Source organism: Paractinoplanes abujensis (assembly GCF_014204895.1).
GTDB classification, from domain to species: domain Bacteria; phylum Actinomycetota; class Actinomycetes; order Mycobacteriales; family Micromonosporaceae; genus Actinoplanes; species Actinoplanes abujensis.
The window spans coordinates 4,174,242-4,198,083 of the sequence record NZ_JACHMF010000001.1 but is presented as its reverse complement, the minus strand read 5'-3'; the positions used below and the strand labels follow the sequence as shown (position 1 = coordinate 4,198,083).

Sequence of the window (23,842 nt, the reverse complement as noted above, 5' to 3'; positions counted from 1 at the left end):
GCGCCGACCGGCCGAGGAACCCACCCCGGTTCGGCTCACTCGTCCCGATAGCGGGCCGATGAGCAATTTGTGGACCAAGCGCTGACTCCGGGCACGGCCGCGGCCGCGCCGCCGTGGCGGCTGACCCGCATGCTGGCCGCGGCCATCGGCATCGACGTGGTGGCCTGGGTGTGGTTTCTGATCGGGCTGGCCCGTCCGACGCCGCCGATGGCCGGGTGGGGGCTGCTGGTGTTCGCGGTGCCGGTGGCCGCGGCCGCGTCGTGGCGGGCCGGTGGGGCGGGCCGGACGTTCTGGCGTTACGTGTCGGCCGGCATGGTCGGGCTGGGCCTGGCCTCGGCCGCCGCGGCCCGCGACTATTTCAGCGGTGAGCAGCCCGGCCAGATGATCGGCGGGTTCACCGCGGTGCTGTACGTCGGCAGCTTGATGCTGATGCTGCTGGGACTGTTGCGCATCCCGGGGGCGCAGCGGACCCGCATCGAGTGGACGCGTTTCGGGCTGGATGTGGCGACGATGGTCGTCACCGTCGTGGTCTTCAGCTGGCATCTGGTGCTGCCGCGCTGGGAGAGCTGGACCGACGGCAGTGCCGCGGGCACGGCGTCGGTGGTGGTCGTGGCCACGGCCGCGATCATCGGGATGCTGGCCTTCGTCAAGGTGTCGTTCACCGGCACCGGCTTGATCGACCGCCGGGCCCTCTACATCCTGGCCCTGACCGGTGCGGTGGGGGCCGTCGGCGGGGCTTTGGCGCCGCTGCTGGCCGAACGGCCCTACCTGAACACCGGGCACGTGCTGCTGCCGACGACCAGCCTGCTGGTGTGCCTGGCCGCCGACCGGCAGCTGCGGGCCACGCGGGCCGGACGGCCGGCGCCCCGGCCGCTCCCGCGGCGACCGAGCGTTCTGCCGTACACGGCGGTGCTGGCCACCGGAGCCCTGCTGCTGAGCTGCGTCGACGGCCGTACGGCGGACCTCATGGCGGTCGCTCTGGGCTCGGTCACTGTCACATTGCTGGTCGCGGCGCGGCAGATGGTGGCCCTGCGCGACAACGTCCGGCTGCTCGACGACCTCGACGTCCGCCAGGGCGAGCTGGCCTACCAGGCCGGGCACGACGGCCTCACCGGCCTGGCCAACCGTACGGTCCTGATCGACGCGATCACCGCCATGCTGGCCGAGGGGCGCTCCGGGCTGAGCGTCGCCCTGATCGACCTGGACGACTTCAAAGCCATCAACGACGACCTCGGCCATACGGTCGGCGATGCTCTGCTGGTGGCCGTGGGCGAACGGATAGCCGCCGGGCTGCCGCCCGGCGCGGTGCTGGCCCGGCTGGGCGGTGACGAGTACGCGGTGCTCCTGCCGGACGGCTGCCGGTCGACTCTCACCGCCACGGCGGCGAGTCTGCGCCGCCCGTTGCCCGCCGCCGGGCACGAACTGGTCGTCGAGGCCAGCATCGGGCTGGCCGAGGCCCGCCCCGGCGACACCGCCAGCGAACTGCTCCGGCGGGCCGACGTCGCCATGTACGAGGCGAAAGGGCAGGGCAAGGGCCGGCAGGTGGTCTTCGACGACCGGATGGACCAGCGCACCGCGGAACAGTCCCGGCTCACGGCCGAGCTGCGCAACGCGGTCGGGACCGACCAGTTGTACCTGCTCTACCAGCCGATCGTCGCGATGCCCGGCGGTGAACTGGCCGGGGTGGAGGCCCTGGCCCGCTGGACCCACCCGAGCCGCGGACCGGTCAGCCCGGCGGTCTTCATCCCGGCCGCGGAACGCACCGGATCCATCGTGCCGGTCGGCGCCTGGATCCTCGAACAGGCCTGCCGCCAGGCCGCCCACTGGCGGGCGACGATGGGCGACGCGGCTCCGCGCACCGTCAGCGTGAACGTCTCCGCCCGGCAGCTGCGCGAGGACGGCTTCGCCGAGGAGGTCGCGGCGATCCTGAGCCGTACGGGACTGCCTCCGGCGGCGCTCACGGTGGAGGTCACCGAGACGGCCGTGTTCGACGGGGGAGCGGCGCTGGAGGAGCTGAAGAACATCGCCGGGCTGGGCGTCAAGATCGCACTCGACGACTTCGGCACCGGCCACTCGTCCTTGGGCCTGCTGCGCACCTGCCCCGCCGACGTCCTGAAGGTCGACAAGTCGTTCGTCGACGACGTCACCGCCGACGGTCCGCAAACGGTCGTGGCGGCCGCCCTCATCAGCATCTGTGACGGCATGCGGCTGCGCGCGGTGGCCGAAGGGGTGGAGACCGCGGAGCAGGCCGCCAAGCTGCAGCAGCTCGGCTACCGCTACGCGCAGGGCTACTACTACGCCCGTCCCCTGCCGGCCGAGGACATCGCCGGCTACCGGCCCGCGACCCCGGACGTGCTCAGTTTTCCCGCGCGGGCACCGAAGTGAGCGTCGTGGCGGTTTCGGGGATCCGCGCGCTGTGGATCGGGTACGGCGCGGTCAGCGTCGCGCTGACTGTCGTCCGGGCGGTCGTCGCCGAAGGGTCCACGGCCGCGGCCCTGGTGACGTACTGCTATCCGGTCCTGACGATCGCCGCCATCGCCGTCGGCCTCCGGGTCAACCGGCCGCCGCGCGTGCTGCCCTGGACCCTGTTGCTGGTCGTCACGATCGCGGGCGGGATCGGCAACGTCATCATCTCGGTCTACCTGATCCGCGGCGGGGTGCCGTTCCCGTCGGCGGCTGACATCTTCTTCCTGGCCTGCTACCCGCTGCTGCTGGCGGGACTGATGCTGCTGGTCGACGGCCTGTCCTGGCGCCGCGACCGGGCCGGCATCCTGGACACGCTGATGATGACCGGCGGCCTCGGCCTGGGCCTGTGGATGCTGTTCCTGCGCGACCTGATCGCGCCGGCCATGCCGCTGGAGACCCGGCTGATCACCCTGGCCTACCCGCTGGCCGACCTGCTCCTGCTGGCCGGGGTGATCCGGATGTTCACCTCCGCCGCCCGGCGCGGCCCGTCCTTCTGGCAGCTGGTCGCGTCCCTCGGCGTGCAAGGCCTGGCCCACGTGGGCTGGGTCTGGCAGTCGTCGCACGGCACCAACAACAACGAACTGGCGCCGGCCTTCGTGCTGAGCGCGCTGCTGCTCGGCGGGGCCGCCCTGCACCCGTCGATGGTGAAGGTGGGCAGCGCGGGCGCCCGGCCCACCGCGGGCATCACCCCGCAACGGGTGCTGCTGATCAGCTCGGCCTGCCTGCTCAGCCCCCGTCCTGCTGATCACCGACGGCCTGGCCGGCGCGGGCACGGCCGACTGGATGGCCGCTTCCGTCTGCTCCATCGCGGTCTTCCTGCTGCTGATCGTGCGCATCCTCGGCCTGGTGCGCACCGTGCAGGATCAGGCCGACCAGCTCGAATCCATCGCCTACCTGGACGGGCTGACCGGCATCCCCAACCGCCGGGCCTGGGACGCCGAACTGGAACGCCGGCTCACCGTCGCCCAGCGCCACGGCGCCACCCTCGTCGTCGGGCTGATCGACCTCGACCACTTCAAGCACTACAACGACCTGCTCGGCCACCCCGCCGGCGACGAACTGCTGCGCAACGCGGGCCTGGCCTGGCAGCAGCAACTCCGGGCGGGCGACCTGATCGCTCGCTACGGCGGTGAGGAATTCGGCCTCATCATGCACTGCCGCCTCAAGGACGCGGCGATCATCATGGACCGCCTGCACGAGGCCACCCCGGGCGGCCAGACGTTCTCGGCGGGGCTGGCCCAGTGGACCGGCGGTGAATCGGCCCAGCAACTGACCGCCCGCGCCGACGCGGCCCTGTACGCGGCCAAACGCGACGGCCGCAACCGCTTCTCCGTGGCCGGCCATCCCTCGTACACCGACTTGCAGGCCGACTTCGTGAGCGGTGTTTCCCCGCGTTAGCCGCCCGCGCCGGTGCGGTGCATGATGTGGCCCGTCGCCGCGAAGGACTCGTTGCCGACCAGCGAGCCCGTCCGGGTCTCGGTGATCGTGAAACCCTCGCTGAGGTAGAGCTGCAGCGCGGCCGGGTTGCCGTCGAGCACGGTGACCTCGACCCGGGGCCCCGCGGCGGCGAGAGCATGTCGCAACAGGGCCCGGCCGATGCCCTGGCGGTAGCGGTGCGGATCGACGTAGAGCCAGGTGACCTCGTCGTCGTCCAGGGCGACGAAGCCGGCCACGCCGTCGTCGGTCTCGGCGATCCAGACCTGGCCGTCGAACAGCCCTTCGCCCTCGGCCGTCTCGGCGAGCGTCAGGAACGCCGCGACGCCCGCGGAGTGGCGAAGCTCGTCGAGCCGGGCCGCATCGTGAATGCGCGCGATCGCGTTCCAGTCATCGTCGCGGTAATGACGGATGCGGATGCCGGGCTCGCCCATGCGCATGATCCTCGTAGCCGGCTCCGTGCCCCGCCACTGATTTCCGGTTGGCCGTGCCGGTGCCGCTCGCGACCACGGACGGCCGGCTACCGGGTCGGCCGAGGCTTGCCGTCAGACGGCGATCTGATCAGCACGGGCACGCAGACGGCGGGCGATGCCCGAGCTGGCCAGGTCGTACCCGACGGTGAAGGGGGTCCGGGCAGACAGCTCGAGCGCAGGCAGAACCGACGGTATGAAGAGGGGTCCGTCGGTCCGGCCCGACGAGGGCCGGACACCGTCCGCGCCGGATGTGCGCACCTGCTGCGCTCGAGCCCGCAGGTTCCGCAGGCACGAGTCGCGTCCGGCGCGGAACCCGATGCGAGCCGGATGACGGCGGTTTCCTGCCCCGCATCGTCGCTCGACGGCCATCCGTACCTGGTCGAAGCTCACCGGAGCCGAGGGGTCGAACGACATGCGTCTATGGTGTACGCCTGACGTCGCCGCCGCGAGCCGGAAGCTCGCACCGATGCGACGTTCCTGCGGGTGCCGCCACTACCGCACCGCTCCTGCTCTACTGGGGTCATCGCGTCCGGACGGCGAGCACGGGGTGGCAAACGATGGGCTGGGAAGCACTGCAGCAGTGGGGCGACAACGCCACACGCCTCGAGCGGCTCACCGGTGGGGTCGCCAACGACGTGTGGAGCGTACGGGTCCAGGGGGAACTGGCCGTCGGGCGCCTCGGCCGCCGCAGCGACGCCGACCTGGCGTGGGAGACCGAGCTGATGGGGTATCTCGACCGCGCGGGCCTGACCGTGCCGGTGCCGATCCCGACCACGGACGGGCGGCTCTTCGCCGGCGGCCTGGTGGTGATGACGTTCCTGGCGGGCGGCCCGCCCGCGACCCCGGACGACTGGCGCCGTGTGGCCGACACGCTGCGCGAGGTGCACCGGCTCACCCGGGACCGGCCGCAGCGCCCCGGCTGGCGGTCGTCGGGTGACCTGCTGGACGCCGCGAACGGCACCAAGGTGAACCTGGGCGCGATGCCGCCGGAGGCCGTGGCCCGCTGCCGAGCGGCGTGGGCGCGGCTCGCCGGCCGGCCGACGTGTGTCGTGCACGGCAACCCGGCCAACCCCGGCAACGTCCGCGTCACCGCCGAGCGGGTCGCACTGATCGACTGGGACGAGGCACACGTCGACGTGCCCGATCTCGACCTGGTGCTGCCCGGCAACGCGGCCGGGCTCGACGACGGCGCGCACGACATCGCCGCGCAGGCCTCAGCCGCATGGGAGGCCGCCGTCAGCTGGCCCAGCGACTATGCCGTCCGGCGCCTGGCCGAGGTGCGGACCGCACGCTGATCGTGCGACGCGCGTCCCGTCCGGCGCACAGCGCGGGTCAGGGTGTCGCCCCGCGGTGGGTGAGCCACGGCCCCAGACCTTGCGCGTCCTCCGAGGCGATGAAGGCCCCGGGCGCGTTGATCAGCGCCTCGTCGGCGTGTGTCAGGCACGCCCACACCGTCGCTCCCCAGGTGTCGGCAAGCTTGATCTCCGCGGGCAGAGGGCAGGGGTTGCCTTCCGCGGCGGGCACCTGGCAGGTCGCGGGCGCACCCCCGCGCCGGCTGATGGCCTCTGCCGCCTGTCTCATCAAGGAGAAGCGAGCCTCTTGTGCGCTGGGTGCACTTCGTTCGTCCGCAGCCACCGCCGTGCGCTGACCCACCAGCACCACGTTGCCGTCGGGGTCCTGGGTGCGCAGCTCGCCGCCCGGTGCGTGATCGGGGCGACCGCTCGTCTGGTAGTCGTGGCCCGCGTGGTCCAGCTGCTCGCGTACCTGGCCCAGGTCGGTGACGTACAGATAGATCACCAACGGCAACTCGTGGGTGATCAGGGCCGGTTGCACGCACACCAGCAGGAGGGTGTGCTCACCGCATTTCAGATATGACCAGCGAGCGTCGTCATCACCGCCCGTCTGCATCTCGCGATAGCCGAACAGCGCGTAGAAGGCCTGCGCGGATTCGACGTTACGCACATAGAGCACAGGGACGGCGGCCTCTACCTCAGCTTGCATCCCAGCACCGTATAGCAAGCGCACTGCGCGCCGACGGCCGCTGCTGGGCCGGCGCCGTTCAGGCCAGGTGGGGTACCTCGAGGTGCCGGTGTGTCACCGAGTACGGGAAGTGCAGGCGTACGGCGGTTTCGCCCTGGCCGGTGCGGGTGAGTACCACGTCGGTGAGCTGGCGGGCGACCCAGAGCCCGGTGGGGTCGGCGGGTGTGGCCGGCGGCCGGTATCCGGCGGTGGCCGGGATGGGCCGGCCGCCGTGATCGTCGACGTGGACGATCAGCGTGGCGTCGTGCTCCCAGGCGCGGACCCGGACCGGCGGCCGGCCGTGGTGCACGCCGTTGCTGACCACTTCGCTGGCTGCCGCCACCACCTGCGCGGTTGCGGTGGGGACGAAGTGGCGCGTGGCCGCCCAGCGGGCGATGGCGGCGCGGCAGTCCGCGACCTCATGCAGGTGCTCGAGGGTGATGTCGAGGTCGGTGACTGCGGGAGGTGCCGCCATGGCCGGTTGCCGGGGCCGGGTGAAATAGTCGGCCGGTGTGATGAAGCCGGGGTTGCCCGCGGGGCCGGATGCGGTCCACTCCTGCGGGTGAACCTTGCGGATCTCGTCGATGATCGGGGCTTTCTGCTGGCCGTCGTGCCAGATGCAGGTGATCGGGCAGCCGTAGCCGGCGAGGGTGCTGTTGGCCATGGCCTCGTAGCTGAGGTAGGCGGCGGCCCGGTCGACCGGTGTCTCGGGAACGGTCACGAGGTCGGGCTCGGTGATCAGGTGCACGCGCCGCCGTCGGGCGTGCTGGTCACGTACGTACCGCAGAAACCGTGCGTAGGTGAAGCCGAGCCGCTGGTAGAAGCGGTCGGTAGGGGCCCAGAGCAGCTCGTGGGCGTCGCGGCCCAACCCGTCGCGGACCTCTGCGGCGGTCTGCGGGCCGACGACCATCAGGATGTTCTCGCGGGCGGCGACAGCGCGCCGTAGCTGGGGCAGCAGGACGCGTTCGACGGTGTGCTCATCGTCGGCGATCAAAGCGTAGTGCTCGAGGCGCCCAGCGTGGTGATGATGGTCGCGGAGGGTCATGGCGAGCTCCGAGGTCCGTCATGGTGGTCGTGGTCGAGTTGCAGACGGGGCACTTCGCGGACTCCGCAGACACAACCGTCGCCACATCGACCACAGCACCTTGAGGCACAGACCCGCCCAGCTTCGACCCGCCGTACCGGCATGCGCAACTCCGCCACCACGAAAGGGGGACCCGCACGCCGGGCGTTGTTCGCGTCCGGCCGCTGCGTGCTTGACGTGGCCACACCGGCAGTGCTGCCCGCCCATGGACCGCTGTTCACTCCGGACGGTTGATAATGGCTCGATGACGCAGGCGCTCCCGCACACCGTCGACACCCTGGCCGCCGATCTGCGTGCGCTGGGGTTGTCGGCGGGGGACATGGTGCTGGTGCACTCCTCGATCCGGGCCGTGGGGCCGGTGGCCGGCGGCGTGCAGGCGGTCGTCGAGGCGCTGCTCGACGTGCTGGGGCCGGCGGGGACGCTGATCGTGCCGACGCACACTCCGGCCAACTCGGACCCGGCCGAGTGGAGCAACCCGCCCGTGCCGGAGGCGTGGTGGCCGGTGCTGCGGGGGCAGAGCCCCGGCTTCGACCCGGCGCGCACCCCCAGCCAGTGGATGGGTGTGCTGCCCGAGGTGGTCCGGGCGTGGCCGGGCGCGGTGCGCAGCGCCCATCCGCACGTGTCGTTCGCGGCGGTGGGGGCGCAGGCGGTGGCGGTCACGGAGCAGCACCCCGTGGAGGACGGGCTGGGGGAGCGGTCCCCGCTGGGTGCGCTCTACCGGGCGTACGGGAAGGTCTTGCTCCTCGGGTGCGGGCACGGAAGCAACACGTCGCTGCACCTGGCCGAATGTCGTCGCGCCCGGCCCGTGCCGGCCGAGCACGGCGCCGCGGTCCGGCTGCCGTCGGGTGGCAGCCGGTGGGTCACCTGGACGGCGCCGGAGGCCGACTCCTCCGATTTCGAGCAGCTCGGCGCCGCTTATGAGGCCGGGAACGACGTACGGGTCGGCCGGGTCGGCAATGCGGAGACGCGGCTGATGGCGCAGCGCCCACTGGTCGACTTCGCCACGGCGTGGCTGGACGAGCACCGGTCCTGAACTCCGGTGGGGCCGGCACCGAGTTCAGGCGGCTGCGCGGTGGCGGCCGCCGTTGCGACATCGGCGTTCGCGTACGGCCTGCGGGCGCAGGCGCTCGTCGACCGGTACTGGTTCTTCCCGCAGTTCCGGCCGGACCCCGGGGTCGGCGACTACAGCGTCATGCACCGGCCTCAGCCGGTCAGGTGCCCGGCGATGCGGCGAGCCGCCTTGCGGCCTGCCCGCTGGGGGATGAGGCCCTCCTTGGCCACCCCGCGAACCGTGGCGACGACTTGCCCTTTCTGCTCCCGGACCGTCACCGTGACGACGGCCGGATTCGTGTTCATCGCGCCCGAGCCCAGGAAAGCTTGGGTCTCGGAGATCCGCGCGCCCGTGGCGTCCAAGGTTCGGCCGACCAGTTCCCGGGCCGCCGGCAAGGACAGGGCAAGCTGCACCGTCGTCTCGAAGATGTCGGCTCGCATCCTGCGCGCCGCGAAGCGGGCCCCCCACCCCGCGCCTCGTTTCGTGCTTTCGCCCAGCGCGAAGAGCCCGGCGAGCAGCAGTTCGTTCTCCTCGGGGGTGAGGTCCACGCCCGGCAGTAGATCATGCTGGCCGGTCGGCGCGTGCCGGGCGGGCTGCGTTGTGTGACACTCTTGCGGCCCGAGCACTTCAGCCGGGTGGCGGGCGGCCGATTGTGGCGCAGGTGGATGTGATCCGGGACTACGCGGTGCGCGCTCGCGCCCGATGGTGGCGAGCGGACCCGGACCCTCTGCTGATGTGGCTGGCCGCCGGCACCGCCGCCCTGGTCGCGCTGTACGCCGCCGATGTCGCCTCGGCCGGCGTCCAGGTGGTCGGGGCCTGGGTGTTCGTAGCCGTCATCCACGTCGGCCTGGCCTTCGTCGCCCGGTCGACCGCCCGGATGCCCGGTCTGCCCGCGCCGACCCGCCGGTTCTGGCGCTCGGTCGCGGCGGCCGGTGTGGTCTATCTCGTCGGTGACCTCGCTCAGGTACTCGTGGCCGTACGGGATCCGTCGGCTGCCGTCGCGGCCACCGGCGGCACGGTCCAGGTGGTCACGCTCGCGGCGGGCAGCGCGCTGCTGATGGTCACCCTGCTCACCGTTCCGCTGGGTTTCGGCTCCCGCCGCGAGCGCACCCGCTTCTGGCTGGACGTGGCGACCGTGATGGTGGCCGCGGTGGTGGTCGGCTGGTATCTCGTGGTGCCGGAACGCCCGGCGGCGCTGCTGCAGATGGCGGCGCCGGTTCTGGCCGGGCCCATGATCATCCTGCTGTGCGTGTTCGTGGTGGCCAAGCTCGTCATGTCGGGCACCGCGCCGTTCACCCGGCTGTGCGGGCTGATCGGCGCGGGCGGGGCGGCCCTCAAGTCGGGTGCCGACGCGCTGGGCCGCGACGGGCTGAGCGACGGCCGGCTGCACTGGTTCCTGGCCTGCACGGTGGCCGCCCACGCCCTGCTGACGATCGCGTTGCGGGTCAACCAGCGCCGGCTCGCGGTGCGTCCCGAGGCGTTGCAGCCGCGCCCGCGCAAACCGTACAGCCTGCTCCCGTACGGGTCGATCGCCGTCACCTACGTGCTGCTGACCATCGCGGTGGTGCGCGACGAACCGGTCACCGTGGCCGTCGGGCTGGCCGGCGCCGCGATCAGCACGGTGCTGGTGGTGCTGCGGCAGCTCACCGCGTTCCGCGACAACGCGCGCCTGCTCGCCGAACTGGACGCCAAGGTCCGCGAGTTGCACCTGACACAGGAGGGCCTGCACGCCTCGCTGGCCGAACGCGACGCCCTCGCGGCCCGGCTGCGCCACCACGCCCTGCACGACAGCCTGACCGGCCTGCCCAATCGGGTGCTCTACGCCGAACGCCTGGACGCGGCCCTGGCCCAGGGGCGCGCCGCGGTGGCCATGCTGATCGACCTGGACGGCTTCAAGCAGGTCAACGACGAGCGGGGCCACGCGGCCGGCGACCACGTGCTGCGCGAGGTCGCCCGGCGGGTGCAGGGCAGCCTGCGCGGCACCGACACGGTGGCGCGGATCGGCGGGGACGAGTTCGCCGTCCTGGTGCTGCCCGAACCCGGTGATGACCTGCACGACATCGCGGCACGGATCATCCGTACGGTGGAAACGCCCGTCGCCGTCGAGGGCGGCACGGCCCGGGTCGGGGCCAGCGTGGGCATCGCCGTGGCCACGGAACACACCGAGAGCGGCGACGCCCTGCTGCGTGCGGCCGACCGCGCCATGTACGAGGTCAAGCGGGACGGCAAGGGCTCCTACGCGCTGGCCCCAGCGCACTGACCGCGCCCCCGGGCTGTGGGGTGCAGCGCCTGCCCGTGATCGGGTGAGGTCGAGGTCGTCTTTTCGGTCGATAAGGCGGTGCGTTCATCACCCGTTCGGTCTTCGACTGAAAGGCCCATTTGGTGTTTATGTCCTAAATGATAATTTTGTCGTACTGCGGCGAACGGTTTCGCTGTTCACGGGCCGGCCGCTGCAGCCGGACAAATCCCTAATCAGCGAAGGACCGCAATGTTCAAGGCTCTTGCCACTGGCACCGCTCTTCTCGCCGCCCTTGCCGGTGCCGCTTCACCCGCATCGGCGTCACCCGCACCGACGCCTCGTAACCAGATGACCATCAACGTGGTGGCCGCCAACGGCTCCGGGTGCCCGTGGCGCAGTGCTCAGGTGCTCCCCTCGCGCGACAATAGATCATTTACCGTGACATACAGCCGATTCACCGCTCAGGTGGGTGTCGGCGCACAGCCGATGGACGCTCGCAAGAATTGTCAGCTGGCGCTCGACGTGCGCGTGCCGCAGGGCTTCACCTATGCGATTTCCCGGACCGATTACCGCGGGTTCGCTCATCTCGAGCGCGGTGCGTACGCGTCCCTGAGCGCCTTCACCTACTTCCAGGGTGAGTCGCGTACCGACCTGAGCCGGTACACCTTCTCCGGACCCATGGATGCGAATTGGCAGCGCAGCCGCGCGGTCGGCATCAAGGCTCTCTCGTTCCGCCCCTGCGGGGATCAGAGATACCTGAACGTCAACAACGAACTGCGCGTCTTCGGCGGCTCCTCGAAGGTGAGGAAGACAACGAGTTCTCTCACCATGGACTCCACCGACGGCCGCCTCGACACCGTTTACCACGTGTCCTGGAAGAAGTGCTGATCCGCCTGTAAGGCACCATCGGCCCCTGGCGAAAAGGCACCGCAGACGCGGTGCCTTTCGCTTTCAGCCGGCTGCTCCGTGCCGGTGCCCCACCTCCGGCGCACGGGCCGCGCTCAGCTGAGCGCGGCCCGCCTTCATCCGTCCCGGACCGTCAGCACTTCTTCCAGGACACGTGATAGACCGTGTCGAGGCGGCCGTCGGTCGAGTCCATCGTCAGCATGCTGGTGGTCTTCTTGGTGTTGGACGAGCCGGCGTTGACGCGGAGCTCCGTGTTGACGTTCAGATAGCGCTGCTCGCCGCACGGCAGGAAGGCCAGCGAGCTGATGCCGACCGTGTCGGTGCGCTGCCAGTTGCCGTCGAACGGGCCCCGGAAGTCGTGCCGGATGCGCGTGCTCTGACGTTCGCCCTGGAAGTAGTAGTTCGCGGTTTCGGACGCAGTCGCCCCGCGCGCCAGCTGGGCGAAACCGCGGTAGTCGGTTCCGGAAATGGCATAGGTGTACCCCTGCGGGACATGCACGTCCAGAGCGAGCTGACAGTTCTTGCGGAAATCGGTCGGCTTCGTCCCGACACCCACCTGAGCGGTGAACTCGCTGTAGGTGACGGTGAAGGCCTTGTTGTCCGGCGAGGGGGTCACCTGGGCACTTCCGAACGGACAACCGGAGCCGTTGGCGGCGACGACGCCGATGACCATCTCCTCGTCCGGACGCGGAGTTCCGGCGGCGTTGGCCGGCGATCCGACGGCGACGAGGGAAGCGGCCAGAGAGGCGCCGACAGCAAGAGCTTTGAGCACGGTGAAACCCTTCGGTGCGCGTTTCGATGGATATATTCGGGGCCGCTCAGAAAGGCAGCAGAAATATCCCCCGGTCCGATAAGGGATGCTCTGCGAATTTCCGTCGGCGACAACGGGACAACGACATGGAAGGCCCCCGCGTAACCGTCCGCTGCATATGCGGCCTGAGTAGGCGAACGGCGTTTCGTCCTTTCGGGTCATTCCGCTCGTGGGTGAGCGAATGCGGCAACGCTGACGCTCGCGCCGAAGCCGCCGGGACCGGCCCGAGGTAGGCACGTTCTGCCGGTGCCGTGGCTGGATTCTGCCCCTACGGTGGTGATGATCGACGGGTACGCGGGCCCGGGCCCGCGCGCACGCGCAGACCAGAGGTCGTGAGGCAGCTATGCAGAACTTCGGCCAGGATTTGCCCGCGCAGTTGCTGGCGACCAGCGCCGGGCTGGGCTGGCAGACCGTCGAGGCACGCCAGTACGCCGATCCCGCCGTGGCTGACGAGTTCAGCACCGGCTCCGACCGGTTGCTGCTGGTCCTGGTCACCGGCGGGCGCTACCGGATCGAAAGCCGGAGCGGGCGCTCGTGGCGACGGGCCGGCTACCGGCCCGGCTCGCTCGGCGTCACGGCGCCGGGGAATGTGAGCGTGCTGCGCTGGCGCAGCTCACACCCCGACCCGATGGAGTCGCTGCACCTGCACCTCGACCCGGCCCCGGCCGGCGGCGTCGTCTTCCCGGACGCCCTCACCCTGCACGACCCGTTCGTCCTCTCCGGGGCGCGGGCCCTGGGCGCTGCGCTGCGCTCCGGCGCACCCGGCCTGTACGCGGACTCGGTAGCCCAGGCGCTGGTGACCCACCTCGCCTACGGGGTGGTGCGGCCGCGCCGGGCCGCCCCGAAAGCCGTCGTGCCGCTCAGCGAGTCCGAGGTGCGCCGGGTCGAGGAACACATGCGGGCCCGGATCGCCGACGACGTGACCGTCGACGAACTGGCCCGGGCCGCCAACGTCAGCAAATACCACTTCATCCGCGCCTTCGCCGCCGCCACCGGGCTCACCCCGTACCGCTATCTGCGCCGGCTGCGGATGCGGGCCGCGGCCGAGACGCTGCGCACCACCGCGTACGGCGTGGCCCGGGTGGCCGCGATGAGCGGGTATCGCAGCACGGGACAGTTCGCGGCGGCGTTCCGGACGGAAATGGGTGTCTCGCCGGTCGAGTTCCGCAATTCGCGGTGATCACCGAGCAATAAACCGCGCTCCCGCCCGCGGCCGACGGGTACCTCACCGGCGTTCACCCGCACCCTCGTCATCATCTTTTTCCCGTACGAAAGGCACCGTCATGTCCAAAATCGCGCTGATCACCGGCGGAAACCGCGGCCTCGGCCGGGCCACCGCGGTCAAACTCCTCGACGCCGGGTTCGAGGTCATCTACACCTACCGCGACGACCCGGGGGAGAAGCTCGACGCGGTGGCGCTGCCCCTGACCGTCGGCGACCTGAACACGTACGACGCGTTCGTGACCGAACTGCGCGGGGTGCTGCGCGACCGGTACGGCCGGGAGAACTTCGACATCCTCATCAACAACGCGGGTGTCGGCCTCGGCGCGACGATCGAGCAGGCCACGGTCGACGACTTCGACCGGATGATGAACGTGCACCTGCGCGGCATGGTGTTCCTGACCCAGAAACTGCTGCCGCTGATCGCCGACAACGGCAAAATCATCAACCTGTCGACCGGGCTGGCCCGGTTCACCGGCGAAGGCCTGTACGCCATCTACGGCGCCCTGAAGAGCGCGGTCGAGACGTTCACCCGCTACCTCGCCCGCGAGGTGGGGCCGCGCGGCATCACCGCGAACACCATCGCGCCCGGGGCAACCGCGACCGAGTTCGGTGGCGGTGGTCTGCAGGACGAGAACGTGCAGAAACACCTCGCGGCGGCCAACGTGATGGGCCGCATGGGCCAGCCCGACGACATCGCCGGCGCGATCGTCGCCCTGGTCGGCGAGGGCACCCAGTGGATCACCGCGCAGCGCATCGAGGTGTCCGGCGGCATGCTCATCTGAGCCGGGCGGCGGGCTCACCTGGTGGACGCTGCCCGGACCTCCTTCGCCGCTGAGGCTTCCTCGCTAGCCTGGGTGAAACGAAGGAGGAAACTACGTGTCGGCGTCGGCAGGGCAAACGAGACCGGTCGTGCTCGTGGTCGACGACGATCACGACTTCCTGGACATGGTGTCGCACACCTTGACCGTGCGCGGATTCGATGTCGAGACGGCGTCCGACTCCGACGAGGCCATGACCGTCTGCCGGCAGCGCGCCGGAGGGATCCACGTGCTGCTCGCTGATTTGTCTCTTCCGGGAGATCTCAGCGGCGGTCTCGCCCGCCGGGTCGCCGCTGAATACCCGGACGTCCAGACCATCTTCGTGACCGGAGTGCCGCGTTACATTGCTCTGGGCGGCGGGCTGGTCACCCCGGACGCCCCGTATCTGGAGAAACCGATCAGCCCTGATGTGCTGACCAGCTTGATCCGCAGCAAGCTCCCGCAGTCCGCCCCGTAGCGGAGCCCCACCGCAGCGCTGTCATCGAGGTCTGCCGCCCACGGGACCTCGGCGAAACCCCTTCCCGTCCGGGCAGTTCGGCATAACGGTCATACGTGATTCGCCGCGCATCCCGCCCTCGCTTGCGGAAACGACGCCGGACTGCCGATACGAAAGACATGACCGCGGCCGAGCGCTCAGCCACCGATCCGTCGCCTCGCGAAGGCATGCACCGCACGTACACCGACCTCACCCGAACGGTGGCGTTCGCCGTTCTCTACGCCTTGGCCACCTACGTCGGGCGGCTGACGGTCATGGACACGACCAACCTCAGCCTGGTCTGGCCCGCGGCAGGCGTCGGCGCGGTCTGGTTTGTCGCGCAACGCAGGTCCCGCCTGTTCTGGCTGGACGTGAGCGCGCTGGCCCTGGTGACCGTAGCGATCAACACCGCCACCGGCGCGCCGGCCGCGCTGGCGGGCTGGTTCGTGGCGGCCAACGTGGCGCAGGCCGGCTTGTTCGGGTGGCTGTTCCACCGATGGCTGCCCGATCTGTGGGGAGGCGGCGGAGCCAGGGCGATATCGAAGCTGACCCACCTGTGGCGGTTGCTCGCCATCGCGGCGATCAGCACCACCGCCGGAGCGTGCATCGGTCCGACCGGCGTCTGGGCTGTCTCGGGAACGTACTCCTGGGCCGGCACCGCGGTATGGCTCACCCGCAACACCGTCAGCATGATGCTGATCGGCGCGGCCGGGTTACGCATCGGCTACCTGCTGCACCAATACTGGACGACCAATCCGGGCTGCCGCCGTTCCGCGTTCGCCGGCGCCTGGCGGGCCACACCGACGTGGCACCGGCTCGAGTACGTCGCCGTCACCCTGTTCTCCGTGCTCGCGTACGTGGTCGCCTTCGGGCTCAGCCACGGCTTGCCGCTGGCCTTTCCGCTGCTGGTGATGACGGTGTGGGCGGCGTTGCGGCTGCACACCACCTTCGTCATCGCGCACGATGTGGGTCTGGGCACGATCGCGGTGCTGTTCACGCTGGCCGGGCTGGGCCCGTTCGCCGGGATCGCATCCAACTCCACCCGCGCGTTGATCGTCCAGCTGTTCGTGGGCGTGGTCGCCGTCGTCGGCCTCGCGGTCGCCCTCGGCCGCGACGAACGTGACGCCCTCATGGCGGAGTTGCGAGACGCCCAGCTCGCCGCGGCGCAGCAGGCCCAGATTTTGGGGTCCGTCGTCGATTCGATGGCCGAAGGGCTGGCCGTCATCGCCGAAGACGGGTCGTTCCTGCTGCGCAACCCCGCGGCAGCCGCGTTGCTCGGCGGTATCCGCAGCGAGACAGGCAAATTCAGCACCAGCGAGTTCTACGGCCTCTACCGGCCCGACGGCACCCACATCCCCGCCGGCGAGCTGCCTTTCCGCCGGGCGCTGGACACTGGTGAACCGCACGACATGGACGTCATCGTCCGCAACGCCGCGCTCGCCGAAGACCGCGTCCTGGCTGTCCGTGCCTCCGTCATTCCCGGCCTGATCAACGGCCGCCGGTACGCCGTCAGCGTGTTCTCGGACGTTACGGCCGACCGCCGTCACCGCGACGAACTCACCTCCTTCGCCGGCGTGGTCGCTCACGATCTCATCAACCCGCTCGCCACCGTCGAAGGATGGTCCGAAGAACTCGCCCATGTGCCGGATGCCGCCGACGGCATTGCCCGGATCCAGCGCGCCGCCGGCCGGATGCGTGCCCTCATCACCGACCTGCTCGCCTACACCACCAGCCGCGACGGCCGGCTCCAGCCGGACACCGTGTCACTGACCGACATGGTCGCCGACATCGCCGCCGCACGCGTCGACCAGGCCCAGAGCAACGGGCAGCCCGTACCGTCGATAGCCGTCCGCGACCTCAGCCCGATACACGCAGATGCGGCCCTGACCCGACAACTGCTCGACAACCTCATCAGCAATGCCATCAAATACACGGCGCCGGGCGTCACCCCCCACATAACGGTCACCGGCTCACCCGTCGAAGACGACACCTACATCCGGATCGACATCGCCGACAACGGCATCGGCATTCCGACCGGACAACACGACGCGGTGTTCAACAACTTTCATCGCGCGCATCGCACCGAGGGTTACGCCGGCACCGGACTGGGCTTGGCCATCTGCAAACGGATCGTCGAACGCCACGGCGGGCTGATCACCGCGGCACACAACCCGGCCGGGCCGGGAACCCTCATCTCGTTCACTCTGCCGGCGGCCACGCGCCGGTCTTCCCCCCGGCCAGTAGCCACGAACGTCCGGTGACGGACACGCACAGCATCAGCGCGTTGCCGTCAAGACGGAGAACATCTCAGTGAAAACGCTGAACGAAGCCCAGCGCAGTGTCCGCGACCTCCCGCCAGCCGCTGTCGATGGTGAGCGAGTGACCGCGGCCCGGGATTTCGGCGATCTCGGTGACACTCGAGTTGTCCTTCTGCTGTCGGTAGGCGGCGTGGGCAATGGCCCATGGAACGGTGTGGTCCTTCTCCCCTGAGATGATCAGCAGCGGTCCGCGTTCCGGGTTGCCGGTATCGACCTTGGCCTCTGTCCATGGGTTCAGGTTTGCGGTGGCGGCCTGGAACAGCGGCTCACCGGAGGCCGGAACGGCGAAGGTGGCATACAGATCGCGGGCTTCCTGCTCGGAGACAGCGTTGGCGAAGCCGTACCGGAACTGCTCGTAGGTCAGCGGGACGGCGCGGTGATAGTTGGCCGGGTTCCCGATGACGGCGCTCGCGACCCGCAGTGCGGAGACAGGGAGGGGGAGCACTCCGCGGAACGGGGCGGGATCGATCGCCACCGTTACGCCGGCCAGACCCCGGCCGGCGCTGATCTGGGCGATCAGCCCACCGAACGAGTGCCCGATGATTGCGGGCCGGCGGTCCAGTTTGCCGATCAGGTCGCAGAAGTGATCAGCGACCTGCCCGACACTCTTGTTCGCGAACACCTCGGGGTGTGTATTGGCCTCCTCCACGGTGTCCGGGTCGTCGGGCCAGCCCGGCACCACGGGCGCGTAGCCCGCGTCGCGGAACAGTTGCGCCCACCGCTGCCAGCTCGAGGGCAGCAGCCACAAGCCGTGGATGAATACCACCGGCGGTTTGCCGGAAGCATTGGCGGCGTCGATCTGCGCAAGATCGGTCGTCAAACTCATGTCAGTTCTCCTCGGCGGCTGAGCACGAGTGCGTCTGCCGTGTCGGCGGGGGCGGCAAGCGCCGGCGATCAGCAGCAGACTAGGCAGCGAGGCGGGAAAGAAGTTGGTTGTGAGCGCACAGGTGATGGCTGTGCCGGACCACCGACCGGATGCCGTTGCGCCGCAGCGGCGTGACATGTCACCGTGACGGCGTGGAGGCGATACTCGACACCGTCACCCTGGCTCCGGCCGAGCGGGAGGACGCGATCCGCTGCCTCGTCCGCGACAACGTCGTACGCGTGGAGATCGAGCACCACGTCGCAGCACCGCAGCTGGCGGTCTCGCTCACCCTCGGCCAATACGGTGACGTCGGCGTCTGCGCCACCCGGGCCACCCCGACCACGGTGCGCCGGACCCCACGCCTGGCCCGTGAGGACACCGAGCCCATGGTCTTTCTCAGCCTCCAGCGCACCGGCTCCAGCATCGTCGTGCAACACGGCCGGGAAGCGGTGCTGACCGCAGGTGAGTTCGCCGTCTACGACACCGCGTCGCCGTACAGCCTGCTGTTCGCCCAGGGCATCGACACCGCCTTCTTCCGCCTGCCGCGGGCAGCAATCGGCCTGCCCGACGCAGCGGTCCGCGACGTGTCCGCGGTACGGGTCGGCGCCGGCAATCCGCTCGCCGGCTTGACCTACCAGTACCTGGCGCGCCTCGCCGGCGACCCGACATTGCTGCGTAGCGGCTACGGCACTGCGGTCGCGGCTCCCACCGTCGAACTGATCCGGGCCACCCTGGCCGTGCAGCTCGGCGACGAGCATCTCAGCCGGGACCCCCTGGAGAACACCGCCGCCGCACGAATCCTGGCCGACCTGCGGTCCCACCTCACCGATGCGCAACTGTCGCCGGCCACGGTGGCAGCCCGCCACCACATCTCTGTGCGCTACCTGCATCGCATCCTGCAACGCGAGAACATCCGCTTCGCCGAGTGGGTACGCCATCACCGGCTCGAGGGCGCCCGCCGCGAGCTGACCGACCGGACCCGGACCAATCTTCCGATTGCCGCGATCGGGCGCCGCTGGGGCTTCCCTGATGCCACCCACTTCAGTAAGAGCTTCCGCGCCGCGTACGGAATGAGCCCGCGACAGTGGCGCGACGCCCACTGCACGACCGCCGGCACCTGATCAGGAGAGAACACCACCGGCTGGCATGCTCGTGGCACCCGGGCGGCGGGCTCACATGGTGGCGCCCGCCGCCTGCAATCCGCACAGCGTGTCCAGCGCGGATGAAGCCGTCATCGACGGCGGGTGGAACGACCCACGGTCGATGACGTTGATCGCGCCCATCGACCAGTCGGGGAACAGCCGTTCACCGACCTCCTCGAACGCCATCAGGGTGACCCCGGTGTGCCGGGGGTCGCGGGCGATGGCCAGGAACTTCCGGGTGACCACCTCCCTCGACCCCTCCAGGCACTGCAGGAACCACCGCCGGTCGAAGGCGAGTACACCGGTGATCTGCTCGCGCTGGTTCCCCGCCCGGGCCTCGTCGAGGATCCGGAGCACCCCGTGCACGCCGACGTCGTGTTCCTCGCTGTAGTAAAGGAGGCGGCTGAGCATCACCTGCACACCGTAACCATGTGATCGGAGGTGCCGGGGGTGTTCCGCTTCATCGTGGTGGTATCAGGCCGAGCAACGTCAGGTCGTCCAGGTACTTCGTGATCAGTTCGGCGGTCATGGTGGGGATGGCGCCACCGGCGGCCGCGCGGAACCGGTCGGTGGGGATGGCCAGGGTCTCGCCCGGAGCGGCGAACGCCTGCAGCAGCGGCAGCAGTGAATGCTGTCGCTGCTGCATTGGCTGGGATCGCAGCGCCGCCTCGAAACGGCTGAGCCAGACGCCGTAGTCGTCGATGCGGGTGATGGGCCGGCCCGCCTCGACGAGCCGGTCGACAACGGTGTCGAGGTACGTCTCGGTGACGTGCGGATCGGTCACGTTGTAGGACCCGCCGGCCGCCGCGCCGGCCACGAAGCCGGCCACGAAGTCGACGGGCAGGCCGCCGTAGTGCGCAGGGGTGTTGTGCCCCCGGAACGAGCGCGGTGCGAGACCGGTCGTCACCACGCTCAGCAGCAGACGGGTGAACACGTCGGGCACGTTTACCTGCCCCGGGTGAAGGCTGTGGGCCAGCAGGAGCCCGGGGCGGACGATGGTCACGGGCAGGCCGAACCGGTCGTGGGCCTCGCGCAGCAGCACCTCGGAAGCCCACTTGCTGTTCGCGTAGCCGACGGCGTACCCGTCGTCCACCGGGCGGACCGGATCGGTGACGCGCGGGTCACCATCCTCGGTGGACGCTTCGGTCAGCACACCGATCGTGGACACGTACGTGACCGGTTTGATCTGCTCGCTCACCGCGAGGCGGATCACCTCCGCGGTGCCCAGCACGTTGGGCGCGAACAGCTGCGAGTAGGGCAGCACGTGGTTGACCAGCGCGGCGTCGTGCACGATCAGGTCGACGTCGGCGGCCAGCCGCTGCCACACCTCGGTGTCCAGCCCGAAGCGGTCCTCGCCGAGGTCGCCGGCCAGCACCTGCAGGGTGGTGCCGGCCAGTTCCCGGTACGTGCGGCCGGGCTCGGTGCCGGCGTCGCCGAACGTCGCGTCGAGCCGGGCCCGGGCGGCTTCGTCGTCGCTGCCGCGGACCAGGCAGACGAGCCGGCCACCGGTGGGCTGCAGCCGCCGCAGCCAGGCCAGGCACAGGAACCGGCCGAGGTATCCCGTCGCACCGGTCAGCAACACCGTACGGGGTGGGTCGGCCGCCGCTGGCGGGGCCGGGCTGACGGGGCCCAGGAACTTGTCGAGGGTCAGGTCCGCGGCCCGCAGTTCGGTGGCCGCCGGGCCGTGCACGGTCGCGGGGGTGGGGCGTTCACGGCCGGGCTTCAAGTGCCGCTCGATGAAGGACGCCACCGCGCCGAGGTCGTTGACCGGGCTGATGATCTCGGCGACCGGCACGGTGAATCCGTACGTCTCGCTCAGCAACGTGGACAGCCGCAGCGCGGACACCGAGTCGCCCCCGAGGTCGGCGAAGCGGTCCTTGAGGCCCAGGTCGTCGGCGGGGGAGCTCAGGATCGCGCGGGCGGCGGTGACGACAGTGCCGGGGACCGGGTGGTCGCGGCCGGTGACACGCAGCCGGCGCAGCTCGTCGGTCTCGCGCTCGGCGAGCTCGGCGTAACGCTGTTCGAGCCGGGCCCCGTACCGCTGCTGCAGTTTCGGCCGCATCAGTTTGCGGGCTGCCGACATCAGCCCGTTGTCCGTCGAGAACGGCTCGGTCTCGATCAGGAAGTCGCGCGGGATCTCGTACGCCTCGAGGTTTTCGGCCCGCCCGGTGCGCCGCAGCGAGTCCCGGACCAGGGCGGTGACGCGCTCCGGGTCGCCCGCGGCCTCGGGCGTGGGCACGACGACGGCCAGCAGATAGGAGCGCTCACTGTTGCCGTACAGGTAGATCTGCTGAATCACCGGGCCGGTCGCGAACACGGTCTCCAGGCGGGAGAGCGCGACGAATTCGCCCTGCGACAGTTTCAGCAGGTTCTTGCGCCGGTCCAGATAGCTCAGCGTGTCCGGGGCGAGTTCGGCCACGATGTCGCCGGTGCGGAAGTAGCCGTCGGAGGTGAAAACCTCGGCTGTGGCGCCGGGCTGCTGGTAGTAGCCCGGGATCAGGGTTGCCGACCGGATCAGCAGCTCGCCGCGCGGATGCGGCCGGTCCGTGCCGTAGTAGTTGAGCTCCGGGACGTCCTCGAGGCGGTAGTCGAGCACGTGTTCGCGCATCACCCGGCCGTCGAACAGGACCGCGCCGGCCTCGGTCGAGGCGTAACCGTCGGACAGCCGGATCCCGAGCACGGAGGCGACGAACGCCGACAGTTCCGCGGCCAGCGGCGCCGAACCGCAGACGGACCACAGCACCCGGCCGCCGAAGACCTCTTCCCGCAGCGTCGACTTCGCCGCGTCCTCGTCGATGCCGTCGCTGATCATCAGCTGGTAACGCTGGTGGACCACGTCGACGAGCCGGGGCACGAGCATCAGGATCGTCGGCCGGGCCAGCGCGAAATCCTCGAACAGGGTCGACAGGTCACTGCGGCCCACGAAGAACGAGGTGCCGCCGCGGGCCAGGGTGCTGAACAGGACGGCCCGGCCGGCCAGATGGCTCATCGGCAGGTAGGCGACGTCGATCAGGGGCAGCCCGGGCCGTTCCGGGAAGAAACCGCGCCACAACTCGGCGATCAGCCGGGCCGGGTAGGCCGCCCCCTTGGGTGAGCCGGTCGTCCCCGACGTGTAGATGACCAGGGCCAGCCGCTCCTCGTCGGTGGCCGTCGCCGCCGGAACCGGCCGGGTGCGTCCCCGCTCGAGCACGTCGGTCAGGGTCTCCACGACGATGCCGGTGAGTTTTTCCCGTACGGCCTCGATCCGCTCCCGCTCGTCGTCCACATCGGCGTGGTGATCGAAGACGACCAGCCGCCGCACCGAGGTCCCGGCCTGCAGAATCTCCGCCGCCGTGCCCAGGTGTTCGAGGCTGACGGCCAGCATCCGCGGCTTCGTCTCGTGCAGCAGAGGCAACAGTTGCGCCGGCGACGAACCGGCCGACAAGGGCACACCGGTCACATCGAGCCGGACGTACGCCATCTCGAGCGTGGCGTAGTCCCCGCCGGTGGACCCCAGCGTCGCCACGAAGTCACCGGGCCGGATCGGCTCGCGCTCGTCGTCATGCCAGGCCGCGGCCAGCGCACCCGCCCGCCGCCACAGCTCGCCGTAACTGACCGTGTCGAAGCGCGGCAGCAGCCGCCGGGTGGTCCGCCCGGTCTGCGGGTCGACGACCACCTCGGTGGCCCGCACGCCGTACGCGGGCCGGTCGGCATAGCCCGTCATCACCTCGGCCACCACCGCCTGCAACGGCGTGGACGGACGCCGGACGACCTCGGTGATCCGATCGTCGGGCCGGGCCGCCGCGAACTGCTCGTCTGTTTCCGTCAGCAGAGCGATCCTGTCGGGGTCGACAAGGTCAGTACGAGTCACTGGCTACCTCCGTGTGTCCCGTACGAAGGTAGCCCGCGTTCCGCCGGTCCATTTCCACCGGCAACCTCCCGGCCGGCTGGAACGCGGGCCAGCTGAGTCACACTTTTCACTACGCCGTCCGGGCTTCGTGGCCCGAAGCCCGGACGCCCACGGCCCGCCCCGGTGGTGCACCGGAGCGGGCTCGCCCCCGTCAGCAGAGAGTGCTGGGCAAGCGGTGCACCTGGAGCTGGTAGTCGTAGGCGAAGGACGTCGCCCGGCTGTCCGGACCCCGGAAACTGTCCCAGAAGGACCAGGCGCCACCGGTGCCGGCCGCCCTTCGGAAGGTTCGCACGCAGTATCCGCGGCCGATGTAGTACCTCGAGGCGTGGTCCCAGCCGTACTCGTCCCAGGTGTTCTTGTAGGCGGGCAGGACGGCGTTGTAGATGGGGTCACCGTCGTCGTGCCAGACACCGACCCCGACGTTGCTGTTGTTGAAGATGTAGTTGTCCGGCCGTGCGGCAGCCTGGGCGGCCCCGGCCGGGGCGAGACCGGCCGTGGCCGCGACGACGAGCGCAGCGAACCACGATGAGACGCGGCGAGGGGACATGTCTTCAGCTCCTTGAACGGATGTGACGTATGGGCTGCAGCAGCTGCCGGTAGCTTCGCCGCCGGATGTTGTGGGATTCCT

At 70.3% G+C, this 23,842-nt stretch carries 22 protein-coding genes; 11 read left to right on the top strand and 11 right to left on the bottom strand.

All coding sequences use genetic code 11. The features are described 5' to 3' along the window. Nucleotides 1-69 precede the first annotated feature (69 nt). Entirely contained in the window at nt 70-2,385 is a 2,316-nt protein-coding gene (locus BKA14_RS45115) for a putative bifunctional diguanylate cyclase/phosphodiesterase (protein ID WP_184952206.1), read from the top strand. On the opposite strand, the gene BKA14_RS18660 is transcribed toward BKA14_RS45115, so the two are convergent. Then, complete coding sequence (locus BKA14_RS18660) at nt 2,331-3,272, bottom strand: hypothetical protein (protein WP_184952205.1); 942 nt, start codon at nt 3,270-3,272, stop codon at nt 2,331-2,333. The two genes, BKA14_RS45115 and BKA14_RS18660, sit on opposite strands and share 55 nt — an antisense overlap. Here BKA14_RS18660 and BKA14_RS18655 point away from each other — a divergent pair. Next, nucleotides 3,250-3,864, top strand: coding sequence for a GGDEF domain-containing protein (locus BKA14_RS18655; RefSeq protein ID WP_184952204.1), 615 nt, complete (start codon nt 3,250-3,252; stop codon nt 3,862-3,864). The genes BKA14_RS18660 and BKA14_RS18655 overlap by 23 nt on opposite strands. Here the strand turns inward: BKA14_RS18655 and BKA14_RS18650 are convergent. Then, the gene (locus tag BKA14_RS18650) at nt 3,861-4,334 is read right to left on the bottom strand and encodes a GNAT family N-acetyltransferase (RefSeq protein ID WP_184952203.1); all 474 of its coding nucleotides are present in this window, start codon (nt 4,332-4,334) and stop codon (nt 3,861-3,863) included. The two genes, BKA14_RS18655 and BKA14_RS18650, sit on opposite strands and share 4 nt — an antisense overlap. A gap of 111 nt (nt 4,335-4,445) precedes the next feature. Continuing rightward, nucleotides 4,446-4,787 carry a hypothetical protein gene (locus BKA14_RS18645; RefSeq protein ID WP_184952202.1) on the bottom strand — a complete coding sequence of 114 codons (342 nt, stop codon included), beginning with the start codon at nt 4,785-4,787 and terminating at the stop codon, nt 4,446-4,448. Between the two features lie 143 nt (nt 4,788-4,930). On the opposite strand from BKA14_RS18645, the gene BKA14_RS18640 reads away from it, so the two are divergent. Beyond that, nucleotides 4,931-5,668, top strand: a complete 738-nt coding sequence (locus BKA14_RS18640; RefSeq protein ID WP_184952201.1) for a phosphotransferase enzyme family protein — start codon at nt 4,931-4,933, stop codon at nt 5,666-5,668. 37 nt (nt 5,669-5,705) lie between these two features. Here the strand turns inward: BKA14_RS18640 and BKA14_RS18635 are convergent, their stop codons facing one another. Both BKA14_RS18635 and BKA14_RS18630 read right to left on the bottom strand, forming a co-directional pair. Continuing rightward, nucleotides 5,706-6,374, bottom strand: coding sequence for a VOC family protein (locus tag BKA14_RS18635; protein WP_184952200.1), 669 nt, complete (start codon nt 6,372-6,374; stop codon nt 5,706-5,708). 58 nt (nt 6,375-6,432) lie between these two features. Continuing rightward, nucleotides 6,433-7,437, bottom strand: a complete 1,005-nt coding sequence (locus BKA14_RS18630) for an MEDS domain-containing protein (RefSeq protein ID WP_184952199.1) — start codon at nt 7,435-7,437, stop codon at nt 6,433-6,435. Nucleotides 7,438-7,720: 283 nt separating this feature from the next. Between BKA14_RS18630 and BKA14_RS18625 the strand changes: the two genes are divergently transcribed. Continuing rightward, complete coding sequence (locus BKA14_RS18625; protein ID WP_184952198.1) at nt 7,721-8,509, top strand: AAC(3) family N-acetyltransferase; 789 nt, start codon at nt 7,721-7,723, stop codon at nt 8,507-8,509. Nucleotides 8,510-8,679: 170 nt separating this feature from the next. Here BKA14_RS18625 and BKA14_RS18620 read toward each other — a convergent pair whose 3' ends face one another. Next, nucleotides 8,680-9,075: a hypothetical protein gene (locus BKA14_RS18620; protein ID WP_184952197.1), complete on the bottom strand. Its 396-nt coding sequence runs from the start codon at nt 9,073-9,075 to the stop codon at nt 8,680-8,682. Nucleotides 9,076-9,188: 113 nt separating this feature from the next. On the opposite strand from BKA14_RS18620, the gene BKA14_RS45110 reads away from it, so the two are divergent. Together BKA14_RS45110 and BKA14_RS18610 are read left to right on the top strand one after the other, a co-directional pair. Next, a complete protein-coding gene (locus BKA14_RS45110) occupies nt 9,189-10,787 on the top strand; it encodes a GGDEF domain-containing protein (protein ID WP_184952196.1) in 1,599 nt (532 codons plus the stop codon). Nucleotides 10,788-11,015: 228 nt separating this feature from the next. Continuing rightward, complete coding sequence (locus BKA14_RS18610) at nt 11,016-11,654, top strand: DUF4360 domain-containing protein (RefSeq protein ID WP_184952195.1); 639 nt, start codon at nt 11,016-11,018, stop codon at nt 11,652-11,654. Between the two features lie 151 nt (nt 11,655-11,805). On the opposite strand, the gene BKA14_RS18605 is transcribed toward BKA14_RS18610, so the two are convergent. Then, complete coding sequence (locus tag BKA14_RS18605; RefSeq protein ID WP_239093054.1) at nt 11,806-12,444, bottom strand: DUF4360 domain-containing protein; 639 nt, start codon at nt 12,442-12,444, stop codon at nt 11,806-11,808. Nucleotides 12,445-12,826: 382 nt separating this feature from the next. Between BKA14_RS18605 and BKA14_RS18600 the strand changes: the two genes are divergently transcribed. From BKA14_RS18600 to BKA14_RS18585, 4 genes are all read left to right on the top strand, one after another. Continuing rightward, the gene (locus BKA14_RS18600; protein WP_184952193.1) at nt 12,827-13,663 is read left to right on the top strand and encodes a helix-turn-helix domain-containing protein; all 837 of its coding nucleotides are present in this window, start codon (nt 12,827-12,829) and stop codon (nt 13,661-13,663) included. A 103-nt stretch (nt 13,664-13,766) separates the two neighbouring features. Further along, the gene (locus BKA14_RS18595; RefSeq protein WP_184952192.1) at nt 13,767-14,489 is read left to right on the top strand and encodes an SDR family NAD(P)-dependent oxidoreductase; all 723 of its coding nucleotides are present in this window, start codon (nt 13,767-13,769) and stop codon (nt 14,487-14,489) included. Between the two features lie 127 nt (nt 14,490-14,616). After that, nucleotides 14,617-14,982, top strand: coding sequence for a response regulator (locus tag BKA14_RS18590; protein WP_184952191.1), 366 nt, complete (start codon nt 14,617-14,619; stop codon nt 14,980-14,982). A gap of 476 nt (nt 14,983-15,458) precedes the next feature. Beyond that, on the top strand, nt 15,459-17,261 hold the full coding sequence (locus tag BKA14_RS18585) for a sensor histidine kinase (RefSeq protein WP_369076720.1): 1,803 nt from the start codon (nt 15,459-15,461) through the stop codon (nt 17,259-17,261). A 46-nt stretch (nt 17,262-17,307) separates the two neighbouring features. Here BKA14_RS18585 and BKA14_RS18580 read toward each other — a convergent pair whose 3' ends face one another. After that, complete coding sequence (locus BKA14_RS18580; RefSeq protein ID WP_184952190.1) at nt 17,308-18,144, bottom strand: alpha/beta hydrolase; 837 nt, start codon at nt 18,142-18,144, stop codon at nt 17,308-17,310. Nucleotides 18,145-18,335: 191 nt separating this feature from the next. On the opposite strand from BKA14_RS18580, the gene BKA14_RS18575 reads away from it, so the two are divergent. Continuing rightward, entirely contained in the window at nt 18,336-19,304 is a 969-nt protein-coding gene (locus BKA14_RS18575) for a helix-turn-helix domain-containing protein (RefSeq protein WP_184952189.1), read from the top strand. A 51-nt stretch (nt 19,305-19,355) separates the two neighbouring features. Here the strand turns inward: BKA14_RS18575 and BKA14_RS18570 are convergent, their stop codons facing one another. The 3 genes from BKA14_RS18570 to BKA14_RS18560 all read right to left on the bottom strand — a co-directional run bounded on the left by BKA14_RS18570 (nt 19,356) and on the right by BKA14_RS18560 (nt 23,761). Continuing rightward, entirely contained in the window at nt 19,356-19,736 is a 381-nt protein-coding gene (locus BKA14_RS18570; protein ID WP_239093098.1) for a BLUF domain-containing protein, read from the bottom strand. Nucleotides 19,737-19,785: 49 nt separating this feature from the next. After that, the gene (gene car / locus BKA14_RS18565; RefSeq protein WP_239093056.1) at nt 19,786-23,175 is read right to left on the bottom strand and encodes a carboxylic acid reductase; all 3,390 of its coding nucleotides are present in this window, start codon (nt 23,173-23,175) and stop codon (nt 19,786-19,788) included. 190 nt (nt 23,176-23,365) lie between these two features. After that, nucleotides 23,366-23,761 (bottom strand): hypothetical protein, encoded by a 396-nt coding sequence (locus tag BKA14_RS18560; RefSeq protein WP_184952187.1) that lies wholly within the window; start codon nt 23,759-23,761, stop codon nt 23,366-23,368. Nucleotides 23,762-23,842: the final 81 nt, after the last annotated feature.